Source organism: Actinomyces procaprae (assembly GCF_004798665.1).
In the GTDB taxonomy this organism is placed as follows: domain Bacteria; phylum Actinomycetota; class Actinomycetes; order Actinomycetales; family Actinomycetaceae; genus Actinomyces; species Actinomyces procaprae.
Genome location: NZ_CP039292.1, coordinates 2,035,137 through 2,059,265, shown reverse-complemented (window position 1 = coordinate 2,059,265; position 24,129 = coordinate 2,035,137). Strand labels below are relative to the sequence as shown.

The window sequence follows — 24,129 nt, the reverse complement described above, 5'->3', positions numbered from 1 at the left end:
GAGTGGGAGTGGGCTCAGCACCTGACGCCGGGTGCACGAGTGCGATGCGCGCGTGCCCGCTGCCTCCCCGTACCAAGGAGTTGCCATATGCCTTCGTCCTCCCTCAACCCGGCGCCCACCGGAGCCCCAGCGCCGTCCCGGATCCACAGCCGTCGTCGGCTATTGGCGTGGGGAGGCGCCGCGGTGGCCGCCGGTGTGCTGGCGGCATGCAGCCTGACCGACCGCGGTGGCGACGACGACGGCGCGGCCGGAGGCGGGGACGTCGCCACTGCGGCGGCACAGGCATCGGCGGCGGGCACGGCCCTGCCCTTCACCGGCAACCTGCCCGTACTGGGCTCGCAGGAGGTGGAGCTGAATAACGGCTTCTCAGCAGAGGAGCCGGCTCGCGTGGACCTCAATGCCGTCACCGTGACCGGGGGCTTCACGATCGTCACCTTCTCGGTGACCAGCCTCTCGCCCGACGACGACGAGCATGAGGGCCTGTACCCGACCACCGCGTTCAGCAGCTCGGGAGGCATTGGCACGACCTCGGGCGTGATGATTATTGACGCCCTGAACCAGAAGACCTATGAGACGGCCCGCAACACCGACGGCAAGCAGCTGTGCTCCCAGCCCGACCGTATCCGCCCGGGTGACACGGCGATCTACTACAACATGTACGCGCCCCTGCCGGAGAACGTGGAGACCGTCACGGTCTCCATCCCCGGCCTGCAGCTGTTCACGGACGTGGCGGTGACCCGATGACTCGCCGATCCGTGAACGCCCCGCGGGCCAGGGGCGCGGCGGCCGTGGGAGGCACGATGGTGCTGGCGGCGGCGGTGGGCGCGCTCGCCTCCCAGCCTATGGCACTGGCCGCGTCGGCGACGCCGACTCCTTCGGCCACTGCCGTGGCCACCAGATACGTCGCCCCCGGCGTCGTGCCCGAGGCCGGTGAGAGCGTCGAGGCGCCCGTGTACTCCATCGAGATGCGGAGCTATGACATCGAGGCGCCGATCGGCACCACGGATGGCGCGGCCTCCGTGGTGGAGCTGGGGGACCGCACCACCACCACGCTGTCCAGCGACGTGAACTTCGAGGCGGACTCCGCGGAGCTGACCGACCGCGCCCACGAGGTGCTGGACGAGCTGATCGCGCAGTGGCGGGACGATCCACCCACCACGGTCACGATCACCGGCCACACCGACTCGGTGGATGAGGACGACTACAACCAGGACCTGTCCGAGCGCAGGGCCGAGGCGGTCAAGACCTATATCACCGACCAGCTGCCCGACCTGGACGTCACCGCGCAGGGCAAGGGGGAGTCCGAGCCGATCGCCTCGGAGACGGAGGAGGACGGCTCCGTGTCTGAGGAGGGACGGGCCGCCAACCGTCGCGTCGAGATCGTCGCCGAGGGCTAGGCCCTTGACTCCGGCCGCCGGCGGCGGCGCGGGCGCGCCGATGGCGCCGGCCTGCGGGTGGGCCCTGATATGGTGTGCGGGCACCATCCAGAGCGGCTGAGAGACCTGGCTCGTTGACGCCGCAGCAACCACGCCACCGGCTGCGTCCGGCGGTGCGGTGCTCCCGCCAGGAACGATGGAAGGACCTGAAATGGCCAAGCAAATCCGCACCACCCATGTAGGCTCCCTGCCCCGCACCGAGGCGCTGCTTGAGGCTAACGCCGCTCACGCGGCCGGCACCCTCGACGACGCCGGGCTCGCGGCGGTCGTCGCCGAGCAGACCGACGCCGTCGTCGCCCGGCAGGCCGAGACCGGCCTGACGATCGTCAACGACGGCGAGTACGGGCACGCCATGACCGAGAAGGTCGACTACGGCGCCTGGTGGTCATACTCCTTCACCCGCTTCAGCGGCCTTGAGCTGCTCGACCAGCTGCCCGAGCGCAAGCCCACGCCGGCCGGCAGGCTCGAGCTCGACGCCATGACCGACCGCCGCGACTGGGTCGCCTACGCCGACGCCTACGCAGACCCCACCTCCGGCATCCACCTGGCCACGCGCAGGCCCTGGGTGTTCCCCGTAGTCACCGGCGAGATCCGCTACACCGGTCAGGACATTGTCGCCCGCGACATCGCCGCACTCAAGCACGGGCTTGAAAGGGCCGGCAAGCCGCTGAGCGAGGGCTTCGTTGCCTCCGTCAGCCCGGCGTCGGCGGCCCGCGTGGGCAACTACTTCTACGAGGACGACGAGGCCGCCGTATGGGCCTGGGCCGAGGCCCTGCGGGAGGAGTACCGGGCGATCACCGACGCCGGGCTCACGGTTCAGATCGACGCCCCCGACCTGGCCGAGTCCTGGGACCAGTTCATCACCGAGCCGTCCCTGGAGGACTACCGCCGCTTCTCCGCTGTGCGCATTGAGGCCCTCAACCACGCCCTGGAGGGCATCGACCCCGCCCAGGTGCGCTACCACGTGTGCTGGGGCTCCTGGCACGGCCCGCACTCCACCGACCTGGGCTTCGACAAGATCGTGGACCTGGCACTGTCCGTGAACGCCAACGGATTGAGCTTCGAGGCCGCGAACGTCCGCCACGAGCACGAGTGGAAGATCTGGCAGGACACCGCCCTGCCCGACGGCAAGTACCTGATCCCCGGAGTGGTCTCCCACGCCACGAACGTGCTGGAGCACCCGGAGCTGGTCGCCGACCGCATCGAGCGCTTCGCCCGGCTGGTAGGGCCCGAGCGCGTGGTCGCCTCCACCGACTGCGGGCTGGGCGGACGCGTGCACGCCCACATCGCCTGGTCCAAGCTGGCCTCGCTGACCGAGGGCGCCCGGCTGGCCTCCGCGCGCCTGTGAGTCTCCTTCCAGGCGCCGCGTCCTAGGGTGCGGCCGTGGAGATACTCATCATCGCGGTCGCGGGCCTGCTCGTCATCGCCGCCGGCAACCAACTCGCCCCCAGGGTCGGCGTAGCCTCTCCGCTACTGCTGCTCGCCCTGGGGGCGGGTGTCGGTTTCCTGCCGTTCGTCTCGGCGATCGAGCTGGATCCCGACATCGTCCTCGAAGTGGTGCTCCCGCCGCTGCTGTTCTCCACCGCGGTGTCCATGCCCGTGATGGACTTCCGGCGCGAACTGCGCGCCGTCGCGGCGCTCGCGGTCGGACTGGTCGCCGTCAGCGCCACCGTCACCGGCTTGGTGGTGCACGCCGTCATGCCGACGATCTCACTGCCCTGGGCGATCGCCCTGGGGGCGGTGCTGAGCCCCACCGACGCCGTCGCCATTACCGTCGCCCGCGGCTCGGGCGTCTCCCAGCGGATCATCACCATCCTGGAGGGGGAGGGGCTGTTCAACGACGCCACCGCCCTGATCCTGCTGTCCTCCGCCACGGCCGCCGGCATCGCCCACAGCGCCGACGCCCTGCAGCCCGCCGCACTCGTCTCCGGCTTCCTCACCTCGCTGGCCCTCGCCCTGGCCATCGGCTGGGCGGTGGGGGAGGGCAGCATCCGGGTTCGCTCCCGCATAACCAACCCGACGGCGGACACGGTCGTGTCCTTCACCATCCCCTTCCTGGCCTCCCTGCCCACGGACCATCTGGGCGGTTCCGGGCTGGTCGCGGCCGTCGTCGCCGGCCTGGTCATCTCCTATCGTCGGCCGCGTCTGCTTCCACCCGCCCACCGGCAGACCGCCCAGCAGAACTGGCGCACCATCGAGCTGATTCTGGAGGGCGGCGTCTTCCTGTTCATGGGGCTGCAGGCCTACGGGATCGTCCAGGACGTGGTCGACGGCGGTTTCGGCCTGCGCGCCGCCGTGCTGCTGGCGGCCGGAACCGGGGCCATGGCGGTGCTGGTGCGGGTGGCCTTCGTAGCGCCGTTGCTGGTCTGGCTGCGTCACGTGCGCCGCCGCCACCGCCAGCACCTGGAGGAGGAGCGCCAGCGGCTGGACCGCTTCGAGAGGCGGCTGGAGCAGGCACGAGGCATCGATGACGAGCTGTTGGCCAAGCACGGCCTGTCCGCGGAGCAGTGGCACCAGGCGGTCACCGGTTGGCGCGACCGCCTGGAGCGCGGCCAACGGCGCCAGCGGCGCCGGGGAGCCGACCTGGACTACTTCACCGCCGATCCGCTCGGGCCACGCGAGGGGGCGGTGATCGTGTGGGCGGGCATGCGCGGCGCCGTAACCCTGGCCGCGGCCCAGACCCTTCCCCTGACGACGCCCGACCGCCCCTTCCTGCTGCTGGTGGCCCTGCTGGTGGCCAGTGGGTCACTGGTCATCCAGGGGCTCACGCTGGGCGGTGTCATCCGGCTCGTCCGCCCGCGCCTGGGCTCCCGCACCGACTTCGATGCCGAGCGCGGGCGGTTGCTCCGGCTGCTGGATGATGCCGCCACCAGTCGGCATGCCGACGTGCTCACCCCCGCTGAGGCGCGTGAGCTCGCCATTGAGAGCATCCGTGTGCAGCGGCGGGCACTGCTCGACGCCCGCGATGAGGGCCTGTTCTCCTCCAGCAGCCTGGAGTATGCGCTTGAACTCCTGGACGCGAAGGAGATCATGCTGACCGCCGCGGAATAGGACGCGTGTCGGGGCCGGGCGGACTCCGCGTAGACTCTCGTGACGTGACCGCTCTTCCGCTGCGGCCCGATCTGGCGGGCTGTGAACCCTACGGCGCACCCGAGCTGGACGTGCCGGTGCGCCTCAACGTGAATGAGAACCCCTACCAGCCCAGCCCGGCCGTGGTGGCGGACATCGCCGCCGCCGTCGGACGGGCCGCCTCCGGGCTGAACCGCTACCCGGACCGGGACTTCCCAGATTTGCGGGCCGCCCTGGCCGACTACCTGGCCGCCGAGTCCGGTGTGACCCTGGACTGGCAGCAGATCTGGGCCGCCAACGGCTCCAACGAGGTCATGGCACATGTGCTGCAGGCCTTCGGCGGGCCCGGGCGTACCTGCCTGTCCTTCACCCCCACCTACTCCATGTACCCCGAGTACGCCCGCGACACCTTCACCCGCTACGTCACCGGGCCGCGGCGGGAGGACTTCACCGTGGATGTCGACGCCGTCGCCGCGGCCATCGCACGCGAGCACCCGGCCGTGGTCATCCTCGCCAGCCCCAACAACCCCACCGGCACCGCCCTGCCGCTCGACGACGTGGTTGCCATCCTTGAGGCCGCCCGCGGTCACGGGCCCGCCGACGCGGCGGCAGGCGACGACGTCGCCACCGACTGCGTAGTGGTGATCGACGAGGCCTACGCGGAGTTCCGCCGCCCCGGTGTGCCCAGCGCACTGGAGCTGCTGGAGCGCACCGACGGCGATGGCGCCCCCCGCTACCCGCACCTGGCCGTCACCCGCACCATGAGCAAGGCCTTCGGCATGGCCGGGCTGCGGCTGGGGTACCTGGCGGCGTCCCGTGAGCTGGTGGACATGCTGCGCATCGTGCGCCTGCCCTATCACCTGTCCGCCGTCTCCCAGGCGGCGGCCCTGGCGGCCCTGGATCACCGCGAGGAGCTGATGAGCCAGGTCGCCTCCCTGCGCGATGAGCGCGACGACCTGGTGGCGTGGCTGCGTGCCCAGGGCTGGACCGCCTACGACTCCGATTCCAACTTCGTGCTGTTCGGCCCCTTCACCGACCGCGAAGCCGTGTGGCAGGGGCTGCTCGACCGCGGCGTCCTGATCCGGGTCGTCGGCCCGGAGGGGTACCTTCGGGTCTGCGTCGGCACGCCGGCAGAGATGGCCGACTTCCGTACCGCCCTCACTGCCGTCACCAGCGACGGCCCGCACCAACCGGACCGCAACGGCCAGAACCTGGAGGAGAATCCCGCATGAACCGCACGGCCCGCATCGAACGCGCCACCAGTGAGTCCTCCGTGGTCGTCGAGCTCAACCTCGACGGCACCGGCCGGACCGACATCTCCACCACGGTGCCCTTCTACGACCACATGCTCACCGCCCTGGGCAAGCACTCCCTGATCGACTTGACGGTGCACGCCTCCGGCGACACCGATATCGACGTGCACCACACGGTGGAGGACACCGCCATCTGCATCGGCGAGGCCCTGAGGACCGCCCTGGGGGACAAGCGCGGCATCCGCCGCTTCGGCGACGCCCTCGTGCCCCTGGATGAGGCGCTGGCCCAGGCCGTCGTCGACATCTCCGGCCGCCCCTACCTCATGCACGACGGCGAGTCCGAGGCCTTCGTCCACCACCTCATCGGCGGACACTTCACGGGCTCCATGGTCCGCCACTGCCTGGAGGCGATCGCCTATCACGCCGGCATCTGCCTGTACGTGCGCGTCATCTCCGGGCGCGACCCCCACCACATCGCCGAGGCGGAGTTCAAGGCCCTGGCCCGTGCGCTGCGTGCCGCGGTGGAGCCCGACCCCCGCGTCGACGGCATCCCCTCAACCAAGGGAGCGCTGTGATGCATGATGAGCACTCCGCCGGCACCGGCGGCCACCGCGAGGACGAGCCCGATATCGACGCCGAGTTCGCCGCCATGATCGAGGGCATGGACCTGCCCGCGGACCCGCCGGAGGCCACCGGCCCCGTCTCCACCGACGACGTCCCCCACAACCTCTACGGCGTCCCCGGCGGGGCTGCCTCAGAGGACTCTGAGGATGACGGAGGCCTGACCCCGGAGCAGCTCGCCGAGGTCGAGGCCCTCGCCGCGGCCCTGGACGGCGACGCACACGCCGAGGCCGGAGCCGCGCGGGCCGTGAAGATTGCGATCGTGCTCACCCCCCTGGCCGGCGCCGACGCCCTGGCCGCCCTGTGCGCAGTCGGCGGCCTGGACTGCTGGGTGGTGCCCTCACGCTCGGGTGCCATCGCGGTCAAGGAATTCGTCTCCGCGCACGCCGAGTGGGACATCGCCGAGCTCCTGGGCGGCGCAGACACCGAGCCCGCCGAGGCCGCCGAGCTCGCCGCCGCCCTGTCGCGCCTGAGCCGCCCGGGGGTGGTGCTGGTAACCGCCGACCTGGCCACCGACGTCGGCATCGAGACCGGCCTGTCCGGCACCATCACCGCACGACGCTTCCGGGGCGGCGAGGCGGGGGAGGAGATCAGCCCCGGACTGCTGCTGCCCGATCTGGATGAGGTCGTTGAGGACCTGCTGTTCGGCGCCACCCGGGTGCAGGACGCGCCGGGCGCCATCAACACCAGTGAGGTCAAGCCGGGCCGCATGATGCGCTGGCTGGGCCGCGGGATGCGCCCGCGCGGCCGGGACCGTGACCAGGGGGACCGTTCCGGGAACTGACATGGGGGCCGCGGCTCTCGCGGGTGTAGGTAGTGTGGCCCCGTGAGGCAACCACACGTCGTCGTCCTGTCCTACGGAAGTGGAAACGTGCGCTCGGCCGTGCGCGCCCTGGAGCGCGTCGGCGCGGTCGTCGAGCTGACCGCGGACCCCGAGGTCGTGGCCAACGCGGACGGACTGGTCGTGCCCGGCGTCGGCGCCTTCGCCGCCGTCATGGAGCAGCTGCGGGGCGTGGACGCCCCCAGGCTTATTGACCTGCGGCTGGCCGGGGGCAGGCCCGTGCTCGGCATCTGTGTGGGTATGCAGGTGATGTTCGCCGCCTCCACCGAGCACACCGAGCAGGCAGGCGGCGAGCCGGTTCCCGGCCTGGGGCAGTGGCCCGGCACGGTGTCCCGGCTGGTGGCGGAGGTCGTGCCCCACATGGGCTGGAGCCAGGTGCGCCCGCCGGCGGACACGGTGCTGTTCGACGGCCTGTTCGACTCCTCCGGCTCCGAACGCTTCTACTTCGTGCACTCCTACGCTGCGCAGACCGACCCGGCGGCGCTGCTGGAGCAGGGCAGTATGCGCCTGCCCAGCGCCACCTGGGCCACACACGGGGAGGACTTCGTGGCCGCCGTCGAGAACGGGGCGCTGAGCGCCACCCAGTTCCACCCCGAGAAGTCCGGGGACGCCGGCGCACAACTACTACGCAACTGGCTCACCACCCTGTGAGCCACGCAAGACCTCAACACCTTCGTCGCTTCAAGGAGACGCCCATGCTCACCCTCTTTCCTGCCGTCGATGTCGCCTACGGCAAGGCCGTCCGCCTGCTGCGAGGCGAGGCCGGCAGCGAGACCGACTACGGCAGCCCCATCGACGCGGCACGCGACTGGGTTGAAGCCGGCGCGCAGTGGATCCACCTGGTGGATCTGGACGCGGCCTTCGGAAGGGGCACCAACGCCCCGCTGCTCGCCCGCATCGTCGGGGAGGTGGACGTGAAGGTGGAGCTGTCCGGCGGTATCCGCGACGACGCCTCCCTGCACAGGGCGCTGTCAGCCGGGGCCGCCCGCGTCAACCTCGGCACCGCCGCGCTGGAGGACCCCGAGTGGACCGAACGGGTCATCGCTGAGCACGGCGACAGGATCGCCGTCGGTCTGGACGTGCGCGGCACCAGGCTGGCGGCTCGCGGGTGGACCAAGGAGGGCGGAGACCTGTGGGAGACCCTGGAGCGTCTGAACGCCGCCGGCTGCGCCCGCTACGTGGTCACCGACGTCACCAAGGACGGCACCCTCATGGGGCCGAACATCAACTTGCTGCGTGAGGTGTGCGAGCGTACCGGTGCTCCCGTCGTCGCCTCCGGCGGCATCGCCCACCTGGATGACCTGCGTGCACTCGCCCGCCTGGAGCGATCCGGGCTGGAGGGCGCGATCGTAGGCAAGGCTCTGTACAACGGGAACTTCACCCTCCAGGAGGCACTGGCCGTATGCGGCGGCGAGGACTCCGCGCAGGGGGCGCGCTGAGCCATGGCCGGGAACCCTGATGCCGCCGGCGGGCGGGCCGCCTCCGCTGATGGAGGCGGCCGGGCCCTGCCCACGGACATGCAGCTGGAGGCCGCCCTGGCCGCCCGCAGCCGTCTTGAGCAGCTGCTGTCCGCACCGACTCCCTTCGCCGCCGACGACGGCTCCGCCGATCCCGCTGTCACCGCCGCACTGGAGGCGCAGGGGCTCACCCGCCACGAGTACCTGGACCGGCTGCTCGCCGCCCTGGCGGCCAGTCGCCTGATTGTTCCCGTTGCGGCGCACGCCGTCGGCGGACCCACGCCGTTGCGACTGGGGAGGCCGGACGCAGCCGCGCCTGCGCACGAGCCGCACACCGCCGACGCCGCCCGGGACGCCGCCGACCTGGCCGTCCGGCTTGATGACGGCCACCTGGCCCTGCCGGTGTTCACCTCGGCGGCGGCGGTGGCGGCCTGGCGCGAAGATGTACGTCCCGTGCCCGTCACCCCCGAGCGCGCCGCCCAGGTCGCCTGTGCACAGACTGATCAGCTCTGGGTGCTGGACCCCGGCACCCGGGACCTGCGTCTGCCCCGGCCCGCCGTGGTCGCCCTGGCCGGGGGAGAGGACTGGATCCCCTCCTGGCGCAACGAGCCGGTGCAGGCGGAGGTGGCCGCGCAGCTCGGCGCCGTCGAGGGCGTCACCGGGGTGGCCTTCGCGCCGGGGGAGAGCGCCGAGTTGCGTGTGTTCATCCGCGTAGACGCCTCCGCGGGCACGCCCGCGGTGGCCGCCGCACTGGAGCAGTGCCAGTACGTGATGGTCAACCCTGCCTGGGGTGAGTTCATCGATACCGTGGAGCTGTGCCCGGTGCCCGCCTGACGGATGCACGCAGGTGGCGCCTATGGGCAGCGTCACGTTCCCGCGCGCCCCTACAGCGTCGTCGGCACGGGACGAGACTGCTAAGCTTGCTTGCCGACCGGCCGGGGTTCCAGCTCCGGCGCGCAAGCGGAGAAATCCCACCTGGGTCCCTCAAGGGGGCCGGGTCATGCGAGGAGTGGTCCTCGTGGTCGCTGTCCTTCTGGGCTCCGCGACCGTGCTCGGATGAGCACATGAAAGGCCTTCGTGCGCGTATGCGGCGAAGGCCTTCTTCGTTGCGACGGTAACCACTGACAAGAGTGAGGAACAGTCATCAGCGAGCCCCGTATCAACGAACGGATCCGCGTCCCCGAGGTGCGGCTGGTCGGCCCCAGCGGTGAGCAGGTCGGCATCGTCCGGGTGGAGGACGCCCTCCGCCTGGCCGAGGAGGCCGGCCTTGACCTCGTAGAGGTCGCCCCTGACGCACGCCCCCCGGTGTGCCGACTCATGGACTACGGCAAGTTCAAGTACGAGTCGGCCATGAAGGCACGCGACGCCCGGCGCAACCAGGCCAACACTCAGCTCAAGGAGATCCAGTTCCGGCCCAAGATCGATGAGCACGACTACGCCACCAAGATGGGGCACGTCGAGCGCTTCCTCAAGGGTGGGGACAAGGTCAAGTGCATCGTCCGCTTCCGCGGCCGCGAGCAGTCCCGCCCGGAGCTGGGCATCCGGCTGCTGCAGCGCGTGGCGGAGGAGGTTGCCGAGCTGGGCAACATCGAGTCCCACCCGCGCCAGGATGGCCGCAACATGGTCATGGTGCTGGCCCCCACCCGCAAGAAGGCGGAGGTCAAGTCCGATCAGCGCCGACGCCGTGAGGCCGCCCGCGCCAGCCGCCGCGCCGAGAAGCAGGCGGCCAGGGCGGCGCGTGAGGCCAAGGCGGAGGCACAGGCCGCCGAGGAGTCCACCGAGGGCGAGTGAGCCCCGGCAGCACGCTCGCACTGCGGGCGCGCACACATACCTAGCCCCGTCGCTCGACGAGGTCCGCAGCCCCCGGCCCATCCGGAGCCGGGGACCGAGAATGAGGAAACAAACATGCCGAAGAACAAGACGCACTCCGGTGCCAAGAAGCGCTTCCGGGTCACCGGAAGCGGCAAGCTCATGCGCGAGCAGGCCGGCAAGCGCCACCTGCTGGAGGTCAAGTCCTCCCGGCGCAAGCGCAGGCTGTCTCAGGACCAGGCCGTCTCCCCGGCGGACACCCGTCAGGTCAAGCGTCTGCTCGGTCGCTGATCGGCCCACAACACAACAAGGAGTCATCACATGGCACGTGTGAAGCGGGCTGTAAACGCCCAGAAGAAGCGTCGTACCGTACTCGACCGCGCCTCCGGCTACCGCGGGCAGCGCTCCCGCCTGTACCGCAAGGCGAAGGAGCAGGTCACTCACTCCGGCGTGTATGCGTTCCGTGACCGCCGGGCGCGCAAGGGCGACTTCCGTCGCCTGTGGATCCAGCGCATCAACGCCGCCGCCCGCGCCGAGGGCATGACCTACAACCGGTTCATCCAGGGCCTGGGCCTGGCCGGCGTGGAGGTTGACCGCCGCATGCTCGCCGAGCTGGCCGTCAACGAGCCCGCCGCCTTCAAGGCGCTGGTGGACACCGCCCGCAAGGCGCTGCCCGCGGACGTCAACGCCCCCAAGGCCTGAGCCCGTCGGCGCCCGACACCGTCGGACGCGGCCGGTCGCCACGCGCGGCCGCGGGGCTTGAGACGGCCCCTCACCCATGAACCCGCCGAGCGGCGGGCCCCGGTGAGGGGCCGTCTCGTTGTTCCCGGTAATCTGCGCCCATGAGCACGAGCGCGATTCTGGACAATCCCAAGGCCACTCGCATTACCCGGGTGGCGGGCTTGGCTCGGCGTTCCGCCCGCAATAAGCACCACCGCTTTCTGGCGGAGGGGCCGCAGGGCGTGCGCGAGGCGGTGCGGCATGCCGCAGGGCACGTGCTGGACGTCTACTTCACCGAGGAGGCGGCTCGGGCTCACGTTGATATTGCCGGCGCCGCGGCTTCCGCTGGGCTGTACACCCATTTGGTGACCCCCGAGGTCATGGCCGCTATGAGCACGGACGCCCAGGGCGTGCTGGCCGTAGTGAGTGCCGACGCCGTGGCGGCGTCGCCGGAGACGGGAATCGGCGGGGGAACGGTCAAGGCAGCTGCGGGTGCGGAGGAGGCAGATGCCGCCGCGGGTGAGGCCGATGCCTGCTCCGCCTCTGGCCTGGAGGCGGCCCTGTCCGGGGCGCGCCTGGTGGCGGTGCTCACCGAGGCCCAGGATCCCGGCAATGCCGGCACTATCATCCGTGCCGCCGATGCTGCGGGCGCCGACGCCGTTGTGCTCGTTAAGGGCAGCGTCGACCCGACGAATCCGAAGGTCGTGCGCGCCACTGCTGGTTCCCTGTTCCACCTGCCGCTGCTGGTCGGCGTCGAGCTCGAGGAGGCCGTGCGGATGCTGCGGGCGGTGGGGCTGAGGCTGCTGGCGGCCGATGGGCGCGGCACCGTGAGCCTGTTCGACGCCGAGGCGGAGCTGGCGGCGCCGTCGGCCTGGCTGCTGGGCAACGAGGCCCGCGGGCTGGCGCCTGCAGCCCTGGATGCGGCGGACACGGTGGTCTCGATCCCCATCTACGGGCGGGCCGAGTCCCTGAACGTCGCCTCCGCCGCCGCCATCTGCCTGTACACCAGCGCCCGGGCGCAGCATGCTTATCAAGCTCCTTGCGTCTCAAACACCGAGACGGGAGTGTGACGCCGCTCCCAGTGTTTCCGCTTGCTGGAGGCGCGCGCACGCGCCTCTAGGCTTGGGGTGCTACTGTGCAACTCGCGCCCACCGTGCGGTCCGCCCGGATCGGGGCGCCGCAACGGTGGCCGGGAGGGCCGGTCGCCGCGAATCCGAACCGGAGGGATCCAGTGGTCATGCGAATGTGTTGCTGTAGCTGTCGCTGAGGCAGCCCCAGTCCCATTCGCCCCTACACGAGAAGAGGCTCCTATGCCTGCTCCCGCCAACCCTTCCACCCGCGAGTACCCGCTCGTGCGCATCAGCCACGTCTACAAGTACTACGGCGACTTCAAGGCGCTTGACGACGTCTGCCTGGACATTCACCGTGGTGAGGTGGTCGCCGTCATCGGGGCCTCCGGCTCCGGCAAGTCCACCCTGTGTCGCACCATCAACCGGCTCGAGACGATCCAGTCCGGCACCATTGAGATCGACGGCGAGCTCCTGCCCGAGGAGGGGCGTGAACTGGCCCGCCTGCGTGCCGAGGTCGGCATGGTCTTCCAGTCCTTCAACCTGTTCCCGCACCGCACCGTGCTGGACAACATCACCCTCGCCCCCACCCGCGTGCGCAAGGTGCCTCGGGCCGACGCCGAGGCCCGCGCCCTCCAGCTGCTCGAACGCGTCGGACTGGCTGACCAGGCCGCCAAGCGCCCGCCGCAGCTGTCCGGCGGGCAGCAGCAGCGGGTCGCCATCGCTCGCGCCCTGGCGATGGACCCCAAGATCATGCTCTTCGACGAGCCCACCTCCGCGCTGGACCCGGAGATGATCAACGAAGTCCTAGACGTCATCAAGGACCTGGCCGCCGAGGGCATGACCATGCTTGTGGTCACCCACGAAATGGGCTTCGCCCGTTCGGTCGCCGACCGCGTCGCCTTCATGGACGGCGGTCAGATCGTCGAGCTCGGCGCACCCGCCGAGTTCTTCAACGCCCCGCGCACCGAGCGCGCCCGTGACTTCCTGTCCAAGGTGCTCAGCCACTGAACTCGGCCACTGAGCTCAGCGGCCACCATCGATTCCTGGTAACCACCCTGCCGCATCCGAAAGGAACCACCATGTCCGTACTTCCTCAGCTCACGCGCCGTACCCTGCTGACCGCCGCCGGTGCGGCCTCGCTCGCCGCCGTGCTGGCGGCCTGCGCCGATTCCAGCGGTGATGACAGCGACTACGACGCCGTCATCAACTCCGGCCCCGTAGCCGCCGACGACGTCGTGGCCGCCTCCACCTGGGCGTCGGCCGTCAAGCAGGCGGGGGTGCTGAAGACCGGTGGCACCAAGACCTCAGAGGTGTTCTCCATTGAGGACCCCGCCACTGGCCAGATCTCCGGCTTCGACGCCGCCCTCGCCCAGGCGCTGGCTCGTTACATCATCGGTGGGGATGACGCCCGGTCCCTCCTGGAGGTGACCCAGGTGACCTCCGACACGCGCGAGACCATGATCGAGAACGGCCAGGTCGACGCCGTCTTCGCCACCTACACGATCACTCCGGAGCGCGCCGAGAAGATCTCCTTCGCCGGCCCCTACTACTCCTCGGGCCAGTCGGTCCTGGTGCGCGCGGATGAGTCCGGCATCAACGGCGTCGACGACCTCGCCGGGGTGAAGGTCGCCGTCCAGTCCAACTCCTCCTCCGGCCCTGCCCTGGACGAGGCCGCGCCCGACGCCGAGCAGGTGCAGTTCACCGACCACCCCAGCTGCGTGGCCGCGCTCGAGGCCGGCCAGGTGGACGCCTACGTCGTCGACCAGTCCCTTGAGCTCAGCGAGGTGCAGTCCAACGACGGCGTCAAGATCGTAGGTGAGCCCTTCACCGAGGACCCCTACGGCATCGGCCTGCCCAAGGACTCCGACGCGCAGGCATTCGTCAACACCTTCCTGCAGACCATCTACGACGACGGCACCTGGAACGCCATCTGGGCCGCAACCATCGGCGCCATCATCGGCGGTGACGCTCCCGAGCCGCCCGTGATCGGCTCCGTGCCCGGCTCCGAGACCGACTGAGCACGGCCGGCTCGGGCCAACATCAATCCGCTAGCACAGCACGGTGGCTGGGGCGGCCCGCCTTTCCGAGGCGGCCGCCCCAATGCTCCGGAGGAGGCGCCCATGAATGTCATCACCGACAACCTCGGCATGATCGGCCAGGGCCTGGCCACGACCCTGACAATCGCCGTCGTCGGCTTCGCGTGCGCGCTCGTCGTCGGCACGGTGATCGCGGTCTTCCGGGTCAGCCCGATCCCCCCGCTGCGGGCGCTCGGTGCCGCCTGGGTGACGGTGGCCTGCAACATTCCCACCCTGTGCCTGATGATCCTGGCAGCTTTCGCCGCGCCCCGGGCTGGCGTGCCCCTGTCCCTTTTCGCCGCAGCCGTCACCGCCATCGTCTTCTCAGCCTCAGGGTTCGTGTGCGAGACGGTGCGCTCGGGAATCAACTCCGTGGCGAAGGGACAGATCGAGGCGGCTCGTGCCCTGGGCATGCCCTTCGGGCTGATCATCGGCGCCGTAGTGCTGCCGCAGGCTCTGGCCCGCACCATTCAGCCGCTGGTCAACATCTTCATCTCCTGCCTGATCGGCTCCTCTCTGGCCGCGGCGATTGGTGTTCCCGAGTTGACTAACGTCACTCAGCAGCTGAACCTGCGCTACGCGCAAGCGGTGATCACCTTCCTGACCTCGGGTCTTACCTACCTGGTCATCGCCTTCCTGGCGACCAAGCTCGGCGGCCTGCTCGAGCGCCGCATCACCGGACGGGAGGTCCGCGCATGAGTGTGTTGACCACACGTGTTCCCACGCGCTCATCAGGAGCCACCGACGCCGACCTGCTCTTCGACGCCCCCGGCCCCAGGGGACGGCGCCGGATTCTCATAGGGTCGGTGCTGGTGACCCTGATCGTAGGGGCGCTCGTGGCGGCTGCGCTCTTCCAGCTCGGTGAGGCCGGACAGCTCGCGTACCCCAAGTGGCGCTACTTCCTGGGGCAGTCTGTGGTCGGTTACCTCGCTCGGTCCCTGGCTGACACGCTGCTGGTGACCGTCGTGGGCGCTGCTCTGTCCTTCCCGCTGGGCATCTTGCTGGGATGGGCGCGCATGAGCGGCATGGCGTTCGTACGTGCGGTGTTCGGCGCCTGGATCGACACCATGCGCGCCATTCCCATGCTGCTGCTGATCTACTTCTTCCTGCTGGCGGTGCCGCGCTGGGGGCTGACGCTGTCGCCCTTCTGGATGCTTACCGTGCCCATCGTCATGTGCTCCTCGGCGACGACGGCGGAGGTCTTCCGCTCTGGGGTGCTGGCCCTGGACCGCGGCCAGACCGAGGCCGCGCAGGCGCTGGGGCTCAGTGGCGGCCAGACCATGCGACTGATTCTGGCCCCGCAGGCGTTGCGGCTGATGCTGCCGACGCTGATCACCCAGTTGGTGACGATCCTGAAGGACTCCTCGCTCGGCTACGTGGTCGCCTACCTGGAACTGATGTACGCAGGCCGCCTGCTGACCTCCTCGGCACGGGTGACCGCCCACCTCGACGTCTACCTGCCCGCCTACGTGATCATCGCTTTGATCTACGTGCTCATCAACTGGGCCCTGGGTGCCCTGGCCCGGCGCGTGGAGGCGCGCACCCGCTGAAACGGCCTATTCGAGAGCCGATGGTGTCACTGGATGCACCACATTCTGCGGTCGAGTAGTTAGGGCAGGTGCGTGTACCCCTGGATGTCGGGGGAGGAGCCTGATGCTTATGCGGAGCCGACCGGGAAAGTGGTGCATCTGGTGACAGGAGAGCGGCGTGGTCCCGGTGGCGGTACGCCTATGGACTATGCGCGCCGCCTCCAGTAGCCCACCAGCGCGACGGTCAGGGCGACGGGCAAGATGAGCATGGGCGCGCAGACACGACTCTGCGACTGATGCGGTGATGACCGGGAGGGGCTAGCCGACGAATGACGTGACCGCAGTTACAACAGCCAGGGTTAGCATGCCCAGGCAGTTGATCCACAGCTCGCGGCCCATGAACCCTGCCCTGACGTGGGCGACGACGGCGCATAGGAAGTAGCAGATCACGCCTGTGCTGGCGGCGAGCGCGACTCCCTGCACGCGCAAACCGATAAGCAGGCCGACGGCCGCCAAGACCTTGATGACTATAAGAGTCCACCACCACTGCCGCGGAAATCCGACTCCGGTGAGGCAGTTACGGATGAAGGCAGGAGGTCGCAGTGACAAGGTGGCGTCACCCAGCAGTACAACTGCGAGGAGGACCACCAGCCACGGAAAGTGAGGGAGCAGTGTCATTGGTCGTGCTCCTCGTTGGAGGCTGTCAGGAGCGGGTGGACCGCGTCGCGCACTCGGCTGCGGAGTGCGTCCGTCCCGGCTCTCGGGATGGATGCCCATTCGAGAAGTGCGCCCAGATAGGCAAGGTATGCAGTTGTGGCACGCTGTTTGGCGGCCGTCGTCGAGCAGTCGGAGGCCGCGGCAAAGACGTCTTGGAGTTCGTTGATCAACTCCTCCCGCAGTTCGCTGAAGACTCTCGAACTGTGAGCGCCGGAGATGAGCACCGCTCCGTAGGACCGGGTGAGGTCGGGGCAACTGCCGAACAAGTCGATGAAGGGAGAGAGGATGTCGAGGATCGCCTGTGCGCCATCGCCGCCACCTTCAGACCGCACTTGTGCGCGGCTGGTCGGAGGGTAACCGGTGTGTAGCGCCTCTATGCGTTCGTCAAAGCATGCAACCAACAGGCCGCTCTTGTCTCCGACGTACATGACGCTTCCTACGCTGACGCCGGCGTCCGCCGCGATGTCCTTGATGGTCGTCGCGTTGAAACCTCTTTCCTCGAACAGCCTTCGCGAGCTTGCCAAGACCCGGGCCCTGGTGGCATCGCGTGATTCGGCGCGTGTGGGCATTGACCCTCCTTGGACTCGGCCCTACTTAGAACGCGTTCACTGAACGCGTTCGCTGAGCGTGTTCAGCCAGCATACCGATTCTTCCGCGCGACTGCAAGGCCCACGCCGGCAACGAGTCCTTGGCTCTGGTGCGCCGACCGGGCGCCGAGGTGCGTATTCGCTGAATGCCGCTATTCACGGGCGTGACATGCCTTGACCAGGGCGGATGGCTAAAATCGCGCGCGTCAGATCCTCGAACGGCCCAATGGGCCGATTAGGAGAACAGATGAGCAAGATACGTGTCGCCATCGTCGGTGTGGGCAACTGCGCGTCGTCGCTGGTGCAGGGCGTCACCCACTACGCGGACGCCAAACCGACCGACACGGTGGGCGGCCTGATGCACGTCCAGTTCGGCGACTACCACGTCTCAGACATCGAGTTCGTGGCCGCCTTCGACGTCGACGCCGCCAAGGTCGGGCTCGACCTGGCCGACGCCATCAACGCCTCACAGAACAACACCATCAAGATCGCCGACGTCGCCCCCACCGGCGTGAGTGTCCAGCGCGGCGTCACCCTGGACGGCTTCGGCAAGTACTACCGCGAGACCGTCCAGGAGTCCAGTGAGCCTCCGGTTGACGTGGTCCAGGCGCTCAAGGACGCCCAGGTCGACGTTGTGGTCTCTTACCTGCCCGTCGGCTCGGAGGAGGCCGACCGCTACTACGCCCAGTGCGCCATCGACGCCGGCTGCGCCTTCGTCAACTGCCTGCCGGTGTTCATCGCCTCCGACCCGGCCTGGGCACAGAAGTTCACCGATGCCGGCCTGCCGATCATCGGCGACGACATCAAGTCCCAGATCGGCGCCACCATCACCCACCGGGTACTGGCGCGCCTGTTCGAGGAGCGCGGCATCACCATCGACCGCACCTACCAGCTCAACGTCGGCGGCAACATGGACTTCAAGAACATGTTGGAGCGCGAGCGGCTGATGTCGAAGAAGATCTCCAAGACCCAGGCGGTCACCTCCAACGTCTCCACGCAGTTCGCCGAGAAGGACATTCACGTCGGCCCCTCCGACTACGTAGGCTGGCTGGACGACCGCAAGTTCGCCTTCGTGCGCCTGGAGGGCCGCAACTTCGGCGGCGCTCCCGTGAGCCTGGAGTACAAGCTTGAGGTCTGGGACTCCCCGAACTCCGCCGGCGTGGTCATCGACGCCATCCGGGCCGCCAAGATCGGCCTGGATCGCGGCATCGGTGGTCCGCTGCTGTCGCCATCGTCCTTCTTCATGAAGTCCCCGCCCCAGCAGCGCCCCGATGAGGAGGCCATGGACTCCACTGAGGCCTTCATCCGGGGTGAGGTCGAGCGCTGATCGCTCGTTCCGCCATGCACACACGCAGGTCGGCCCGCAGCAGCCATGAGTTGCTGCGGGCCGACCTGCGTACTTGTGAGTCAAGCCGGTCATCACACGCGCTGACCGCGTTTGTCCAGTTGGGCCGTGTTCCTCTACTTGGATCGTCTGAGATCGCGTATAAGGCGCTCCAAGTGGGCGCGCAATTCAAGGCGAGTCCCGACGGTGCCCTGGGAATCAATCATGACAAGCCGTTTGCGGTCTGCTCGGTCAGCCAGGTGGCTAAAGGGGCGCTTCCGGTTTGAGGGCGCTTCGTGTTTGGGGGTGTGGGTGGAGCCGGGAGGTGGTTCGTCGGCGTGGTTTGCGCTGGCGTGGTCTGTTGCGCCGGTTCGGGGTTTACTACTCGGGTTTGGTGTCTGCTGGAGGGTTCTGGGCCTTTCAGTGGAGGTCTAACTGGCGTGGCAGACGCCGAAGGGGCGTACCCGATGACCGCGCGCTGGTCTTGACCGCACTCGCTCGACGCCCGTGACGCCGCCCCGGGGACACCCCCTTGCCGGCCACATGTCCTCGTCGGCCCCAGAATGTCGGCGCAGGCCCCACTCAGACCTCGCCCGGACGCCCGAGCACGACCTCCCAGTCCCGAACGCCACCGCCAAGTCGGACCCGTCCGCGCCGAACACGACCACCCGCGAGCCCGAACCACCACACCCACAAACACGAAGAGCCGGTTTGTGGGTGTGTTGGGCTGGGGTTTGTGTGTTGACGCGACGGTTCGTACCTTCGCCTGAGGGTTCGTATGTTCTGGTCGGCGATTCGTACCGTCGTGCGACGGTTCGTACGGTAGGGGTACGTAGCGTCGCCGGAAGTGCCGAATCGTTGGTGCCAAGTGCCGAACCGTCACGCGAAGTGCCGAACCGTCACGCCAAGTGCCGAACCGTCACGCCAAGTGCCGAACCGTCACCCGGGGCGCGCGGGCGAACACGCCAGGTCCGCACCCCGAGCGCTCACGCCTGCGCCCGGGGCCTGGCGGGTAGGGCACCGAGCTTGCCGCCGTGCGTCGTCAATGGCGGCAGCCCCGGTCCAGCGCCCGGATGACCCCAACGGCCCCGGCGAATCAGCGCAAGCCAACACCACCCACCACACCCTCAAACCGGAAGAGCCGCTAAAGGATCTGACTCGGCTTTCTCAATAAGAAGCTTGAGCGCCGCGGAGGTATCTGGGTAGCAAATGGTCATTGCTCGCCGCGCAGATCTTCCAGTACATCTTTTGAGCTGAGTCCTCGCGCGCGCATTAAGGCGTTGAAGTCTGTGGGGACCGCTGGACGCGTAGCGCCTTGCCGACGCAGTAGCGCGAGGCGGTCGTGAGTAATAGGTACAAGCTCGGCCACGGGACATCCGTTGTTGGTGATCTCGAAACTCTCGCCGGCCTCCACTCGGCGGAGGATTGCGGCGCTGTCGTTCCGTAGCTCGCGGTGTGGAATCGTAGTCATGACATCACTCTGTAGCAAGCGTAGCGCAGATCGTCTACGCCCGTTGTCTAGGTTGAAGTGCAACGCCTGGGGTTGGTGGTTTTGATTGTATGTTGGGTCAGGGCTTGTTGGTGGGCTTCGGCTGGTGTGTGGTAGCCCAGGACCCGTAGGGGGCGGTTGTTGATCTCGGTGGTTATGTCGGCTAGTTCCGTTGGGTCCAGGTGGGTGATGTCGGTGCCTTTGGGCAGGTAGCGGCGAAGCACGCCGTTGCGGTTCTCGTTGGTGCCCCGCTGCCAGGAGCTGTAGGGGTCGGCGAAGTAGGTCAGTACCCCGTGGGATTCCACCAGGGTGTGGTGGGCAGCGAATTCACTACCATTGTCGTAGGTGATCGTCCTGCGCATATGGGTGGGCAGGCCATCGAGCAGGCGGGTCTGGGCGGCGGAAGTGGCGGCGGCGGTCTTGTCCGGCAGCAGGGCGGTGAGCATGAACCGGGTGGCCCGGTCCACCAGGGTGTGGATGACCCCATGCTTGCAGATCACAGAGTCGGCCTCCCAGTGACCCGCCTGGGAGCGCTCATCCGCTGTCTTGGGCCGGTGGCTGACACCCACGCGCAGACGGATCGGGGAGCCAACCGTCCTGCGCCCGCCGGTGTGGCGGCGGCGCCGGTGAGCCCTGGCCAGGTAGCCGGACAGGCCGGCGGCCCGATCCTGGGTGACGTAGATCCAGGCGTAGATGGTCTCCGGGCAGGCCCGCATCCGCTCATCATCGGGGTGGTCCAGCCTCAGGCGGCCGCTGATCACCAGCGGGCTCCACCCCCGGCGCAGCCGCTCGGTTACATAGGCGACCAGGGGGTCATGACTCATGCGTGCACGCCGGCCGTGGTGGCGTGAGCGCGCAGCCGCCTCGGCGCGGGAGGCCACATATGCCCGCCCGGTCCACCAGTCGGTCTTCAACCTGGCGGGCCGGTAGGGCCTGTAGGCCTGGGCCAGGTGGGAGGGCCGCCAGGAGTTGCGGGCCACCTCCCGACTGATAGTCGCCGGGCTGCGGCCCAGCGCGGTGGCGATCTGCCGCAGCGAATGAGTGGGGGAGCATCGCCTGAATCACATCACGCTCCTCACCGCTCAAGTGCCGGTATCCTCTACACACGGTGCAGCACCGTTCCTCTCCAAAGCCAACGGATTCCTCACAGAACCCAGGCTAGTAGGCACGGTGTTGCACTTCTTCATAGACAACGGGGTACGCGACATTCCAATGCGGGTTGCCTCCCGTGGCGGCGCACGCTCAGTCATCTTGCCGCTCTGACCGGACAGCGAGTTTTGCCTGGTATTTCAACGTTCTTGGTTTTGGGTTGAAGGAGGTCGTTCGGCTCCCACGTGCGCCGCGGGGGTCGGCGCACGTGGGAGCCGAATGCCGCGTTCACCGGCTGAGGTGTTTTCCGCATGATTCCGCCAAATCCCTAAAACTGCGCCACAACTGAGCGTGCGGCGCGCTCACGCCGGGCACACCCGCGCGCGGGTCCGGCGGTCGCACCGACAGTCATCCCGCCAGTCAGGCCACCGGAGCCACCCGCGCGCGGGCGGGGCAACCGTCCAGGGGTCGGTGCTGTCGCTGCGGCCGCATGTCACCTGGCCGGACTTGCCGCGCTTCAGACACCTGACAGGTCGCGGCGTCGGTAGGCCACTAGGCCGACGGCGGTACCGAGGACGCCGACAGCCGTCTGCACCGCCAGCGGCACCCAGTCCGGGTCACCGACAACGTCGAGGTAGTGCCCCAACACGCTCAGGTCCTGCGCCCAGGTCGGCAGGTCCATCATGCCGCCCAGCAGCCTGGCGAAGGCGCTCCAGGCAAGTACTGCCCACACGAGGCCAAAGCGTCGCGGCGCCACGCCGACCACCGCCAGGGCGATGCCGATCGCCGCCAGCGCTCCGGGCAGCTGGCTGACGGTGAACACGAAGGCCCGGCCCACGGCATGGTCCTCGGCGAGTTGAGAACCCGTCGCGGCTGCGAGCACACCGCCGGAGAGCACCAGCAGGCCGAAGGCCTCAACCGCGGCCACACCGCCCAGCACCACGAACAACCGGGTCCGTGACAGCCCGACCGCGTAATCGACGTCGATCAGGCCGAACCGTTCCTCCAGAACGACGACGTTGATCCGCTGCACCGCGGCCACCGCGACGAGCAGGACAGTCATTATTGTGAGCAGCGACAGGTACTGCTGGACTGGGCTGCCGGCGGCCATCTTCCCGACATACGAACCGGTCGCCGAGCCCGGCTTCAGCAGGCCGGTGAGGTTGCCCGCCATGGCACCGAACAGTGCGGAGAAGGAGGTCACCGCCGCCGCCCATGCCAGTGTTGTGCGTGTGGACAGGCGCGTGAGTAGGTCGGCGTAGCCGTGGATCCGCCAGCGGCGCCCGCTGGTGGCCCGGTCGGGCAGGTAGCCGTCCGCGTACTCCCGGTGGGCGTACAGGGCTCCGGCCGCCGCCACCAGGGCAACGCATGTCGCGGCGCACAGGGCCAGTGGCATGGGGTCGTCGTCGGTGTAGGGAGCCGCCAGGTCGCGCCAGCCCAGGGGTGTGAGCCACCGCAGCCAGGCGGCACCGAGCTCATCCGCCGCCACCCGCAGCGCGAACCCCACCGTCAGGGTCACCAGGGCGAGCAACCGCGCCTGGCTCGCCCGCCGATACAACTGACAGTCCAACGCCGTCAGACCGATGAAGGCCCAGCCGGTCACCGCTACCGCGCCCGCCAGCATCCAAGCCCCAACAACCGTCATCTCGGTCACGAATCGAGCCACGCCGGTCAGAACCAGGCCGACGCCGAGTCCGAACCCCGCAACCGCCCCGGTGCACACAAGCAACGGCGCTGCGAAGGGAATCGCCCACCCCACTCCCGCCGCATGCTGTACCTCGACCAGTCCGTCCTCCTCGTCGGCGCGCATCGTCCTGGTGACCAACAGCACCGCCATGAGACTCACGCAGAACAACAGGTAAGTGCCCGTCTCCCACTGCACCAGCTGGCCGATCCGTCCCGGCAACGGTAGGACGCCGTACAGCAGGCGGGTACCCGGCGTGTCGCGCATGCTCTGTACGAGCAGTTCCCGGGTCTGCGGCGAGGGATACACGCGTTCATACGCCGGGGGAGTGAGCGCCGCCAGCAGCCATGGGGGCAGGCACCAGGCAAGGACCTGCCACCGCAGGCGTCGCCACAGCAGATGCACGGTCGGGCGCAGCCCATGGAGAGGCGCAGTTGCCTGCGGCCTGGGTGCGGCGCGCATCCGTACGGGACGGCGCTCGGCGCGAGTTGTCACAAGCTGACCCGCCTCCCGCCGGCCGACCGGTGGATCGCCGCCGCGAAATCCGGGTCGGCCAGCATCAGATCGAGCAGTGCGCCGGTGAATACCCGGTGGATTTTGAGCGGATAGCTTATGGTCGAGAGGACCCCGGCCAAATCCCACAGGGCTCGCCCCAGCTCGCCCTCGGGAAGATCGTTCAGGATGGCCAGCGAACTCTGCTTGTGCCGCAGGGCCAGCGCCCAGGACTCCTGCGCCAGCTCGACCGCACCGGCATCACCCGTCTGCTCCAATTCGGCGAAGGCGCATATCTGTCGGGCGCACGCGTCGCGCTCGGCGGCGTCGAGCTCCGCAATGAACCGGCTCGCACTGGCGGGAATCATCTCGCGCGCGGCGAGCGTCATCATGAGGCGCCGTTCCCCGGTCAGGACTTGCAAGGCCCGGTCCCGGGCCGGGGCCTCCAGGCCGCGTATCCGGCGGGCGACGTCGTCGTAGAAGTAGGTGAGTGCAGTGGGCAATGGTGAGGGAGGGCCGCCGCCGGCAACCCGGGCGATGAGCTCATCGACGCGATCGGCCTGTTCACGCAGCGCCCGCTGCCGTTCCTCGATGTTCTCACGTGCCGAACGCAGGTCCTGCAGGATTGCCTCGCGATCCGTGCCCCGCGCATCCGCGGCGAGAATCTGTGCGACTTGGGTCAGGGAGAGGCCGCGGTCCGCCAGCCAACGGATGCGCAGCAGCCGGGCCAGATGTTCGACGCCGTAGTCCCGGCGCCCTCCCGCCGACGGCGGTACCGGCAGCAGGCCGAGCCGGTGGTAGTGGCGTACCGCCCGTGTGGTGGTGCCGGCGAGGTCGGCCATCTCCTTGACGCGCATGCCCACATCC

General features: G+C 69.0%; 24 protein-coding genes, 1 pseudogene and 1 riboswitch. Of the genes and pseudogenes, 19 read left to right on the top strand and 6 right to left on the bottom strand.

Going from position 1 to position 24,129, the window contains the following annotated elements:
• Positions 1-87: 87 nt before the first annotated feature.
• The 18 genes from E4J16_RS08300 (at position 88) to E4J16_RS08215 (ending at position 15,901) form a co-directional block, all read left to right on the top strand.
• The gene (locus E4J16_RS08300; RefSeq protein WP_136192213.1) at positions 88-744 is read left to right on the top strand and encodes a hypothetical protein; all 657 of its coding nucleotides are present in this window, start codon (positions 88-90) and stop codon (positions 742-744) included.
• Positions 741-1,397 (top strand): OmpA family protein, encoded by a 657-nt coding sequence (locus E4J16_RS08295; protein WP_240038077.1) that lies wholly within the window; start codon positions 741-743, stop codon positions 1,395-1,397. Before E4J16_RS08300 ends, E4J16_RS08295 begins: the two co-directional genes overlap by 4 nt.
• 80 nt (positions 1,398-1,477) lie before the next feature.
• Positions 1,478-1,579: riboswitch (SAM riboswitch) on the top strand.
• A gap of 8 nt (positions 1,580-1,587) precedes the next feature.
• Complete coding sequence (locus E4J16_RS08290) at positions 1,588-2,784, top strand: cobalamin-independent methionine synthase II family protein (protein ID WP_136192212.1); 1,197 nt, start codon at positions 1,588-1,590, stop codon at positions 2,782-2,784.
• Between the two features lie 35 nt (positions 2,785-2,819).
• Positions 2,820-4,487: a cation:proton antiporter gene (locus E4J16_RS08285; RefSeq protein WP_136192211.1), complete on the top strand. Its 1,668-nt coding sequence runs from the start codon at positions 2,820-2,822 to the stop codon at positions 4,485-4,487.
• 44 nt (positions 4,488-4,531) lie between these two features.
• Positions 4,532-5,737 (top strand): histidinol-phosphate transaminase, encoded by a 1,206-nt coding sequence (locus tag E4J16_RS08280; protein ID WP_136192210.1) that lies wholly within the window; start codon positions 4,532-4,534, stop codon positions 5,735-5,737.
• Positions 5,734-6,333 carry an imidazoleglycerol-phosphate dehydratase HisB gene (gene hisB / locus E4J16_RS08275; RefSeq protein ID WP_136313742.1) on the top strand — a complete coding sequence of 200 codons (600 nt, stop codon included), beginning with the start codon at positions 5,734-5,736 and terminating at the stop codon, positions 6,331-6,333. Before E4J16_RS08280 ends, hisB begins: the two co-directional genes overlap by 4 nt.
• Positions 6,333-7,163 carry a hypothetical protein gene (locus E4J16_RS08270; RefSeq protein WP_136192208.1) on the top strand — a complete coding sequence of 277 codons (831 nt, stop codon included), beginning with the start codon at positions 6,333-6,335 and terminating at the stop codon, positions 7,161-7,163. Before hisB ends, E4J16_RS08270 begins: the two co-directional genes overlap by 1 nt.
• A 42-nt stretch (positions 7,164-7,205) precedes the next feature.
• Complete coding sequence (gene hisH, locus E4J16_RS08265) at positions 7,206-7,871, top strand: imidazole glycerol phosphate synthase subunit HisH (RefSeq protein WP_136192207.1); 666 nt, start codon at positions 7,206-7,208, stop codon at positions 7,869-7,871.
• 44 nt (positions 7,872-7,915) lie between these two features.
• Positions 7,916-8,659, top strand: a complete 744-nt coding sequence (gene priA / locus E4J16_RS08260) for a bifunctional 1-(5-phosphoribosyl)-5-((5-phosphoribosylamino)methylideneamino)imidazole-4-carboxamide isomerase/phosphoribosylanthranilate isomerase PriA (RefSeq protein WP_136192206.1) — start codon at positions 7,916-7,918, stop codon at positions 8,657-8,659.
• Between the two features lie 78 nt (positions 8,660-8,737).
• Positions 8,738-9,511, top strand: a complete 774-nt coding sequence (locus E4J16_RS08255; protein ID WP_240038441.1) for an SseB family protein — start codon at positions 8,738-8,740, stop codon at positions 9,509-9,511.
• Positions 9,512-9,862: 351 nt separating this feature from the next.
• Complete coding sequence (gene infC, locus E4J16_RS08250; protein WP_240038076.1) at positions 9,863-10,468, top strand: translation initiation factor IF-3; 606 nt, start codon at positions 9,863-9,865, stop codon at positions 10,466-10,468.
• Between the two features lie 114 nt (positions 10,469-10,582).
• Complete coding sequence (gene rpmI, locus E4J16_RS08245) at positions 10,583-10,777, top strand: 50S ribosomal protein L35 (protein WP_136192204.1); 195 nt, start codon at positions 10,583-10,585, stop codon at positions 10,775-10,777.
• A gap of 30 nt (positions 10,778-10,807) precedes the next feature.
• Positions 10,808-11,188: a 50S ribosomal protein L20 gene (rplT, locus tag E4J16_RS08240; RefSeq protein ID WP_108967610.1), complete on the top strand. Its 381-nt coding sequence runs from the start codon at positions 10,808-10,810 to the stop codon at positions 11,186-11,188.
• A gap of 140 nt (positions 11,189-11,328) precedes the next feature.
• On the top strand, positions 11,329-12,276 hold the full coding sequence (locus E4J16_RS08235) for a TrmH family RNA methyltransferase (protein WP_136313741.1): 948 nt from the start codon (positions 11,329-11,331) through the stop codon (positions 12,274-12,276).
• 240 nt (positions 12,277-12,516) lie between these two features.
• Positions 12,517-13,284: an amino acid ABC transporter ATP-binding protein gene (locus E4J16_RS08230; RefSeq protein WP_136313740.1), complete on the top strand. Its 768-nt coding sequence runs from the start codon at positions 12,517-12,519 to the stop codon at positions 13,282-13,284.
• Positions 13,285-13,355: 71 nt separating this feature from the next.
• A complete protein-coding gene (locus tag E4J16_RS08225) occupies positions 13,356-14,294 on the top strand; it encodes a glutamate ABC transporter substrate-binding protein (protein ID WP_136192196.1) in 939 nt (312 codons plus the stop codon).
• A gap of 102 nt (positions 14,295-14,396) precedes the next feature.
• The gene (locus E4J16_RS08220; RefSeq protein WP_136192195.1) at positions 14,397-15,050 is read left to right on the top strand and encodes an amino acid ABC transporter permease; all 654 of its coding nucleotides are present in this window, start codon (positions 14,397-14,399) and stop codon (positions 15,048-15,050) included.
• Complete coding sequence (locus E4J16_RS08215) at positions 15,047-15,901, top strand: amino acid ABC transporter permease (RefSeq protein WP_136313739.1); 855 nt, start codon at positions 15,047-15,049, stop codon at positions 15,899-15,901. Before E4J16_RS08220 ends, E4J16_RS08215 begins: the two co-directional genes overlap by 4 nt.
• Before the next feature lie 297 nt (positions 15,902-16,198).
• Here the strand turns inward: E4J16_RS08215 and E4J16_RS08210 are convergent, their stop codons facing one another.
• Complete coding sequence (locus E4J16_RS08210) at positions 16,199-16,558, bottom strand: DoxX family protein (RefSeq protein ID WP_136192192.1); 360 nt, start codon at positions 16,556-16,558, stop codon at positions 16,199-16,201.
• Positions 16,555-17,166, bottom strand: coding sequence for a TetR/AcrR family transcriptional regulator (locus E4J16_RS08205; RefSeq protein WP_136313738.1), 612 nt, complete (start codon positions 17,164-17,166; stop codon positions 16,555-16,557). Before E4J16_RS08205 ends, E4J16_RS08210 begins: the two co-directional genes overlap by 4 nt.
• A gap of 265 nt (positions 17,167-17,431) precedes the next feature.
• Between E4J16_RS08205 and E4J16_RS08200 the strand changes: the two genes are divergently transcribed.
• Positions 17,432-18,511, top strand: coding sequence for an inositol-3-phosphate synthase (locus E4J16_RS08200; RefSeq protein WP_136313737.1), 1,080 nt, complete (start codon positions 17,432-17,434; stop codon positions 18,509-18,511).
• A gap of 1,210 nt (positions 18,512-19,721) precedes the next feature.
• Here the strand turns inward: E4J16_RS08200 and E4J16_RS16055 are convergent.
• From E4J16_RS16055 to E4J16_RS08175, 4 genes and pseudogenes are all read right to left on the bottom strand, one after another.
• Positions 19,722-19,979, bottom strand: coding sequence for a type II toxin-antitoxin system prevent-host-death family antitoxin (locus E4J16_RS16055; protein ID WP_136313736.1), 258 nt, complete (start codon positions 19,977-19,979; stop codon positions 19,722-19,724).
• 47 nt (positions 19,980-20,026) lie between these two features.
• A pseudogene (locus tag E4J16_RS08185) lies at positions 20,027-21,083 on the bottom strand (IS30 family transposase).
• A 520-nt stretch (positions 21,084-21,603) separates the two neighbouring features.
• Positions 21,604-23,265 carry an ABC transporter permease gene (locus tag E4J16_RS08180; RefSeq protein WP_240038075.1) on the bottom strand — a complete coding sequence of 554 codons (1,662 nt, stop codon included), beginning with the start codon at positions 23,263-23,265 and terminating at the stop codon, positions 21,604-21,606.
• On the bottom strand, positions 23,262-24,119 hold the full coding sequence (locus E4J16_RS08175) for a MerR family transcriptional regulator (RefSeq protein WP_136313735.1): 858 nt from the start codon (positions 24,117-24,119) through the stop codon (positions 23,262-23,264). Before E4J16_RS08175 ends, E4J16_RS08180 begins: the two co-directional genes overlap by 4 nt.
• Positions 24,120-24,129 lie beyond the last annotated feature (10 nt).

Coding starts and splice junctions, on each gene's coding strand:
- E4J16_RS08230 (WP_136313740.1), top strand. CDS start 12,517: ATGCCTGCTCCCGCCAACCCTTCCACCCGCGAGTACCCGCTCGTGCGC.
- rplT (WP_108967610.1), top strand. CDS start 10,808: ATGGCACGTGTGAAGCGGGCTGTAAACGCCCAGAAGAAGCGTCGTACC.
- E4J16_RS08200 (WP_136313737.1), top strand. CDS start 17,432: ATGAGCAAGATACGTGTCGCCATCGTCGGTGTGGGCAACTGCGCGTCG.
- E4J16_RS08290 (WP_136192212.1), top strand. CDS start 1,588: ATGGCCAAGCAAATCCGCACCACCCATGTAGGCTCCCTGCCCCGCACC.
- E4J16_RS08175 (WP_136313735.1), bottom strand. CDS start 24,119: ATGCGCGTCAAGGAGATGGCCGACCTCGCCGGCACCACCACACGGGCG.
- E4J16_RS08205 (WP_136313738.1), bottom strand. CDS start 17,166: ATGCCCACACGCGCCGAATCACGCGATGCCACCAGGGCCCGGGTCTTG.
- hisB (WP_136313742.1), top strand. CDS start 5,734: ATGAACCGCACGGCCCGCATCGAACGCGCCACCAGTGAGTCCTCCGTG.
- priA (WP_136192206.1), top strand. CDS start 7,916: ATGCTCACCCTCTTTCCTGCCGTCGATGTCGCCTACGGCAAGGCCGTC.
- E4J16_RS08210 (WP_136192192.1), bottom strand. CDS start 16,558: ATGACACTGCTCCCTCACTTTCCGTGGCTGGTGGTCCTCCTCGCAGTT.
- E4J16_RS08270 (WP_136192208.1), top strand. CDS start 6,333: ATGCATGATGAGCACTCCGCCGGCACCGGCGGCCACCGCGAGGACGAG.
- E4J16_RS08225 (WP_136192196.1), top strand. CDS start 13,356: ATGTCCGTACTTCCTCAGCTCACGCGCCGTACCCTGCTGACCGCCGCC.
- E4J16_RS08220 (WP_136192195.1), top strand. CDS start 14,397: ATGAATGTCATCACCGACAACCTCGGCATGATCGGCCAGGGCCTGGCC.
- E4J16_RS16055 (WP_136313736.1), bottom strand. CDS start 19,979: ATGACTACGATTCCACACCGCGAGCTACGGAACGACAGCGCCGCAATC.
- E4J16_RS08235 (WP_136313741.1), top strand. CDS start 11,329: ATGAGCACGAGCGCGATTCTGGACAATCCCAAGGCCACTCGCATTACC.
- rpmI (WP_136192204.1), top strand. CDS start 10,583: ATGCCGAAGAACAAGACGCACTCCGGTGCCAAGAAGCGCTTCCGGGTC.
- E4J16_RS08255 (WP_240038441.1), top strand. CDS start 8,738: ATGCAGCTGGAGGCCGCCCTGGCCGCCCGCAGCCGTCTTGAGCAGCTG.
- E4J16_RS08295 (WP_240038077.1), top strand. CDS start 741: ATGACTCGCCGATCCGTGAACGCCCCGCGGGCCAGGGGCGCGGCGGCC.
- E4J16_RS08300 (WP_136192213.1), top strand. CDS start 88: ATGCCTTCGTCCTCCCTCAACCCGGCGCCCACCGGAGCCCCAGCGCCG.
- E4J16_RS08215 (WP_136313739.1), top strand. CDS start 15,047: ATGAGTGTGTTGACCACACGTGTTCCCACGCGCTCATCAGGAGCCACC.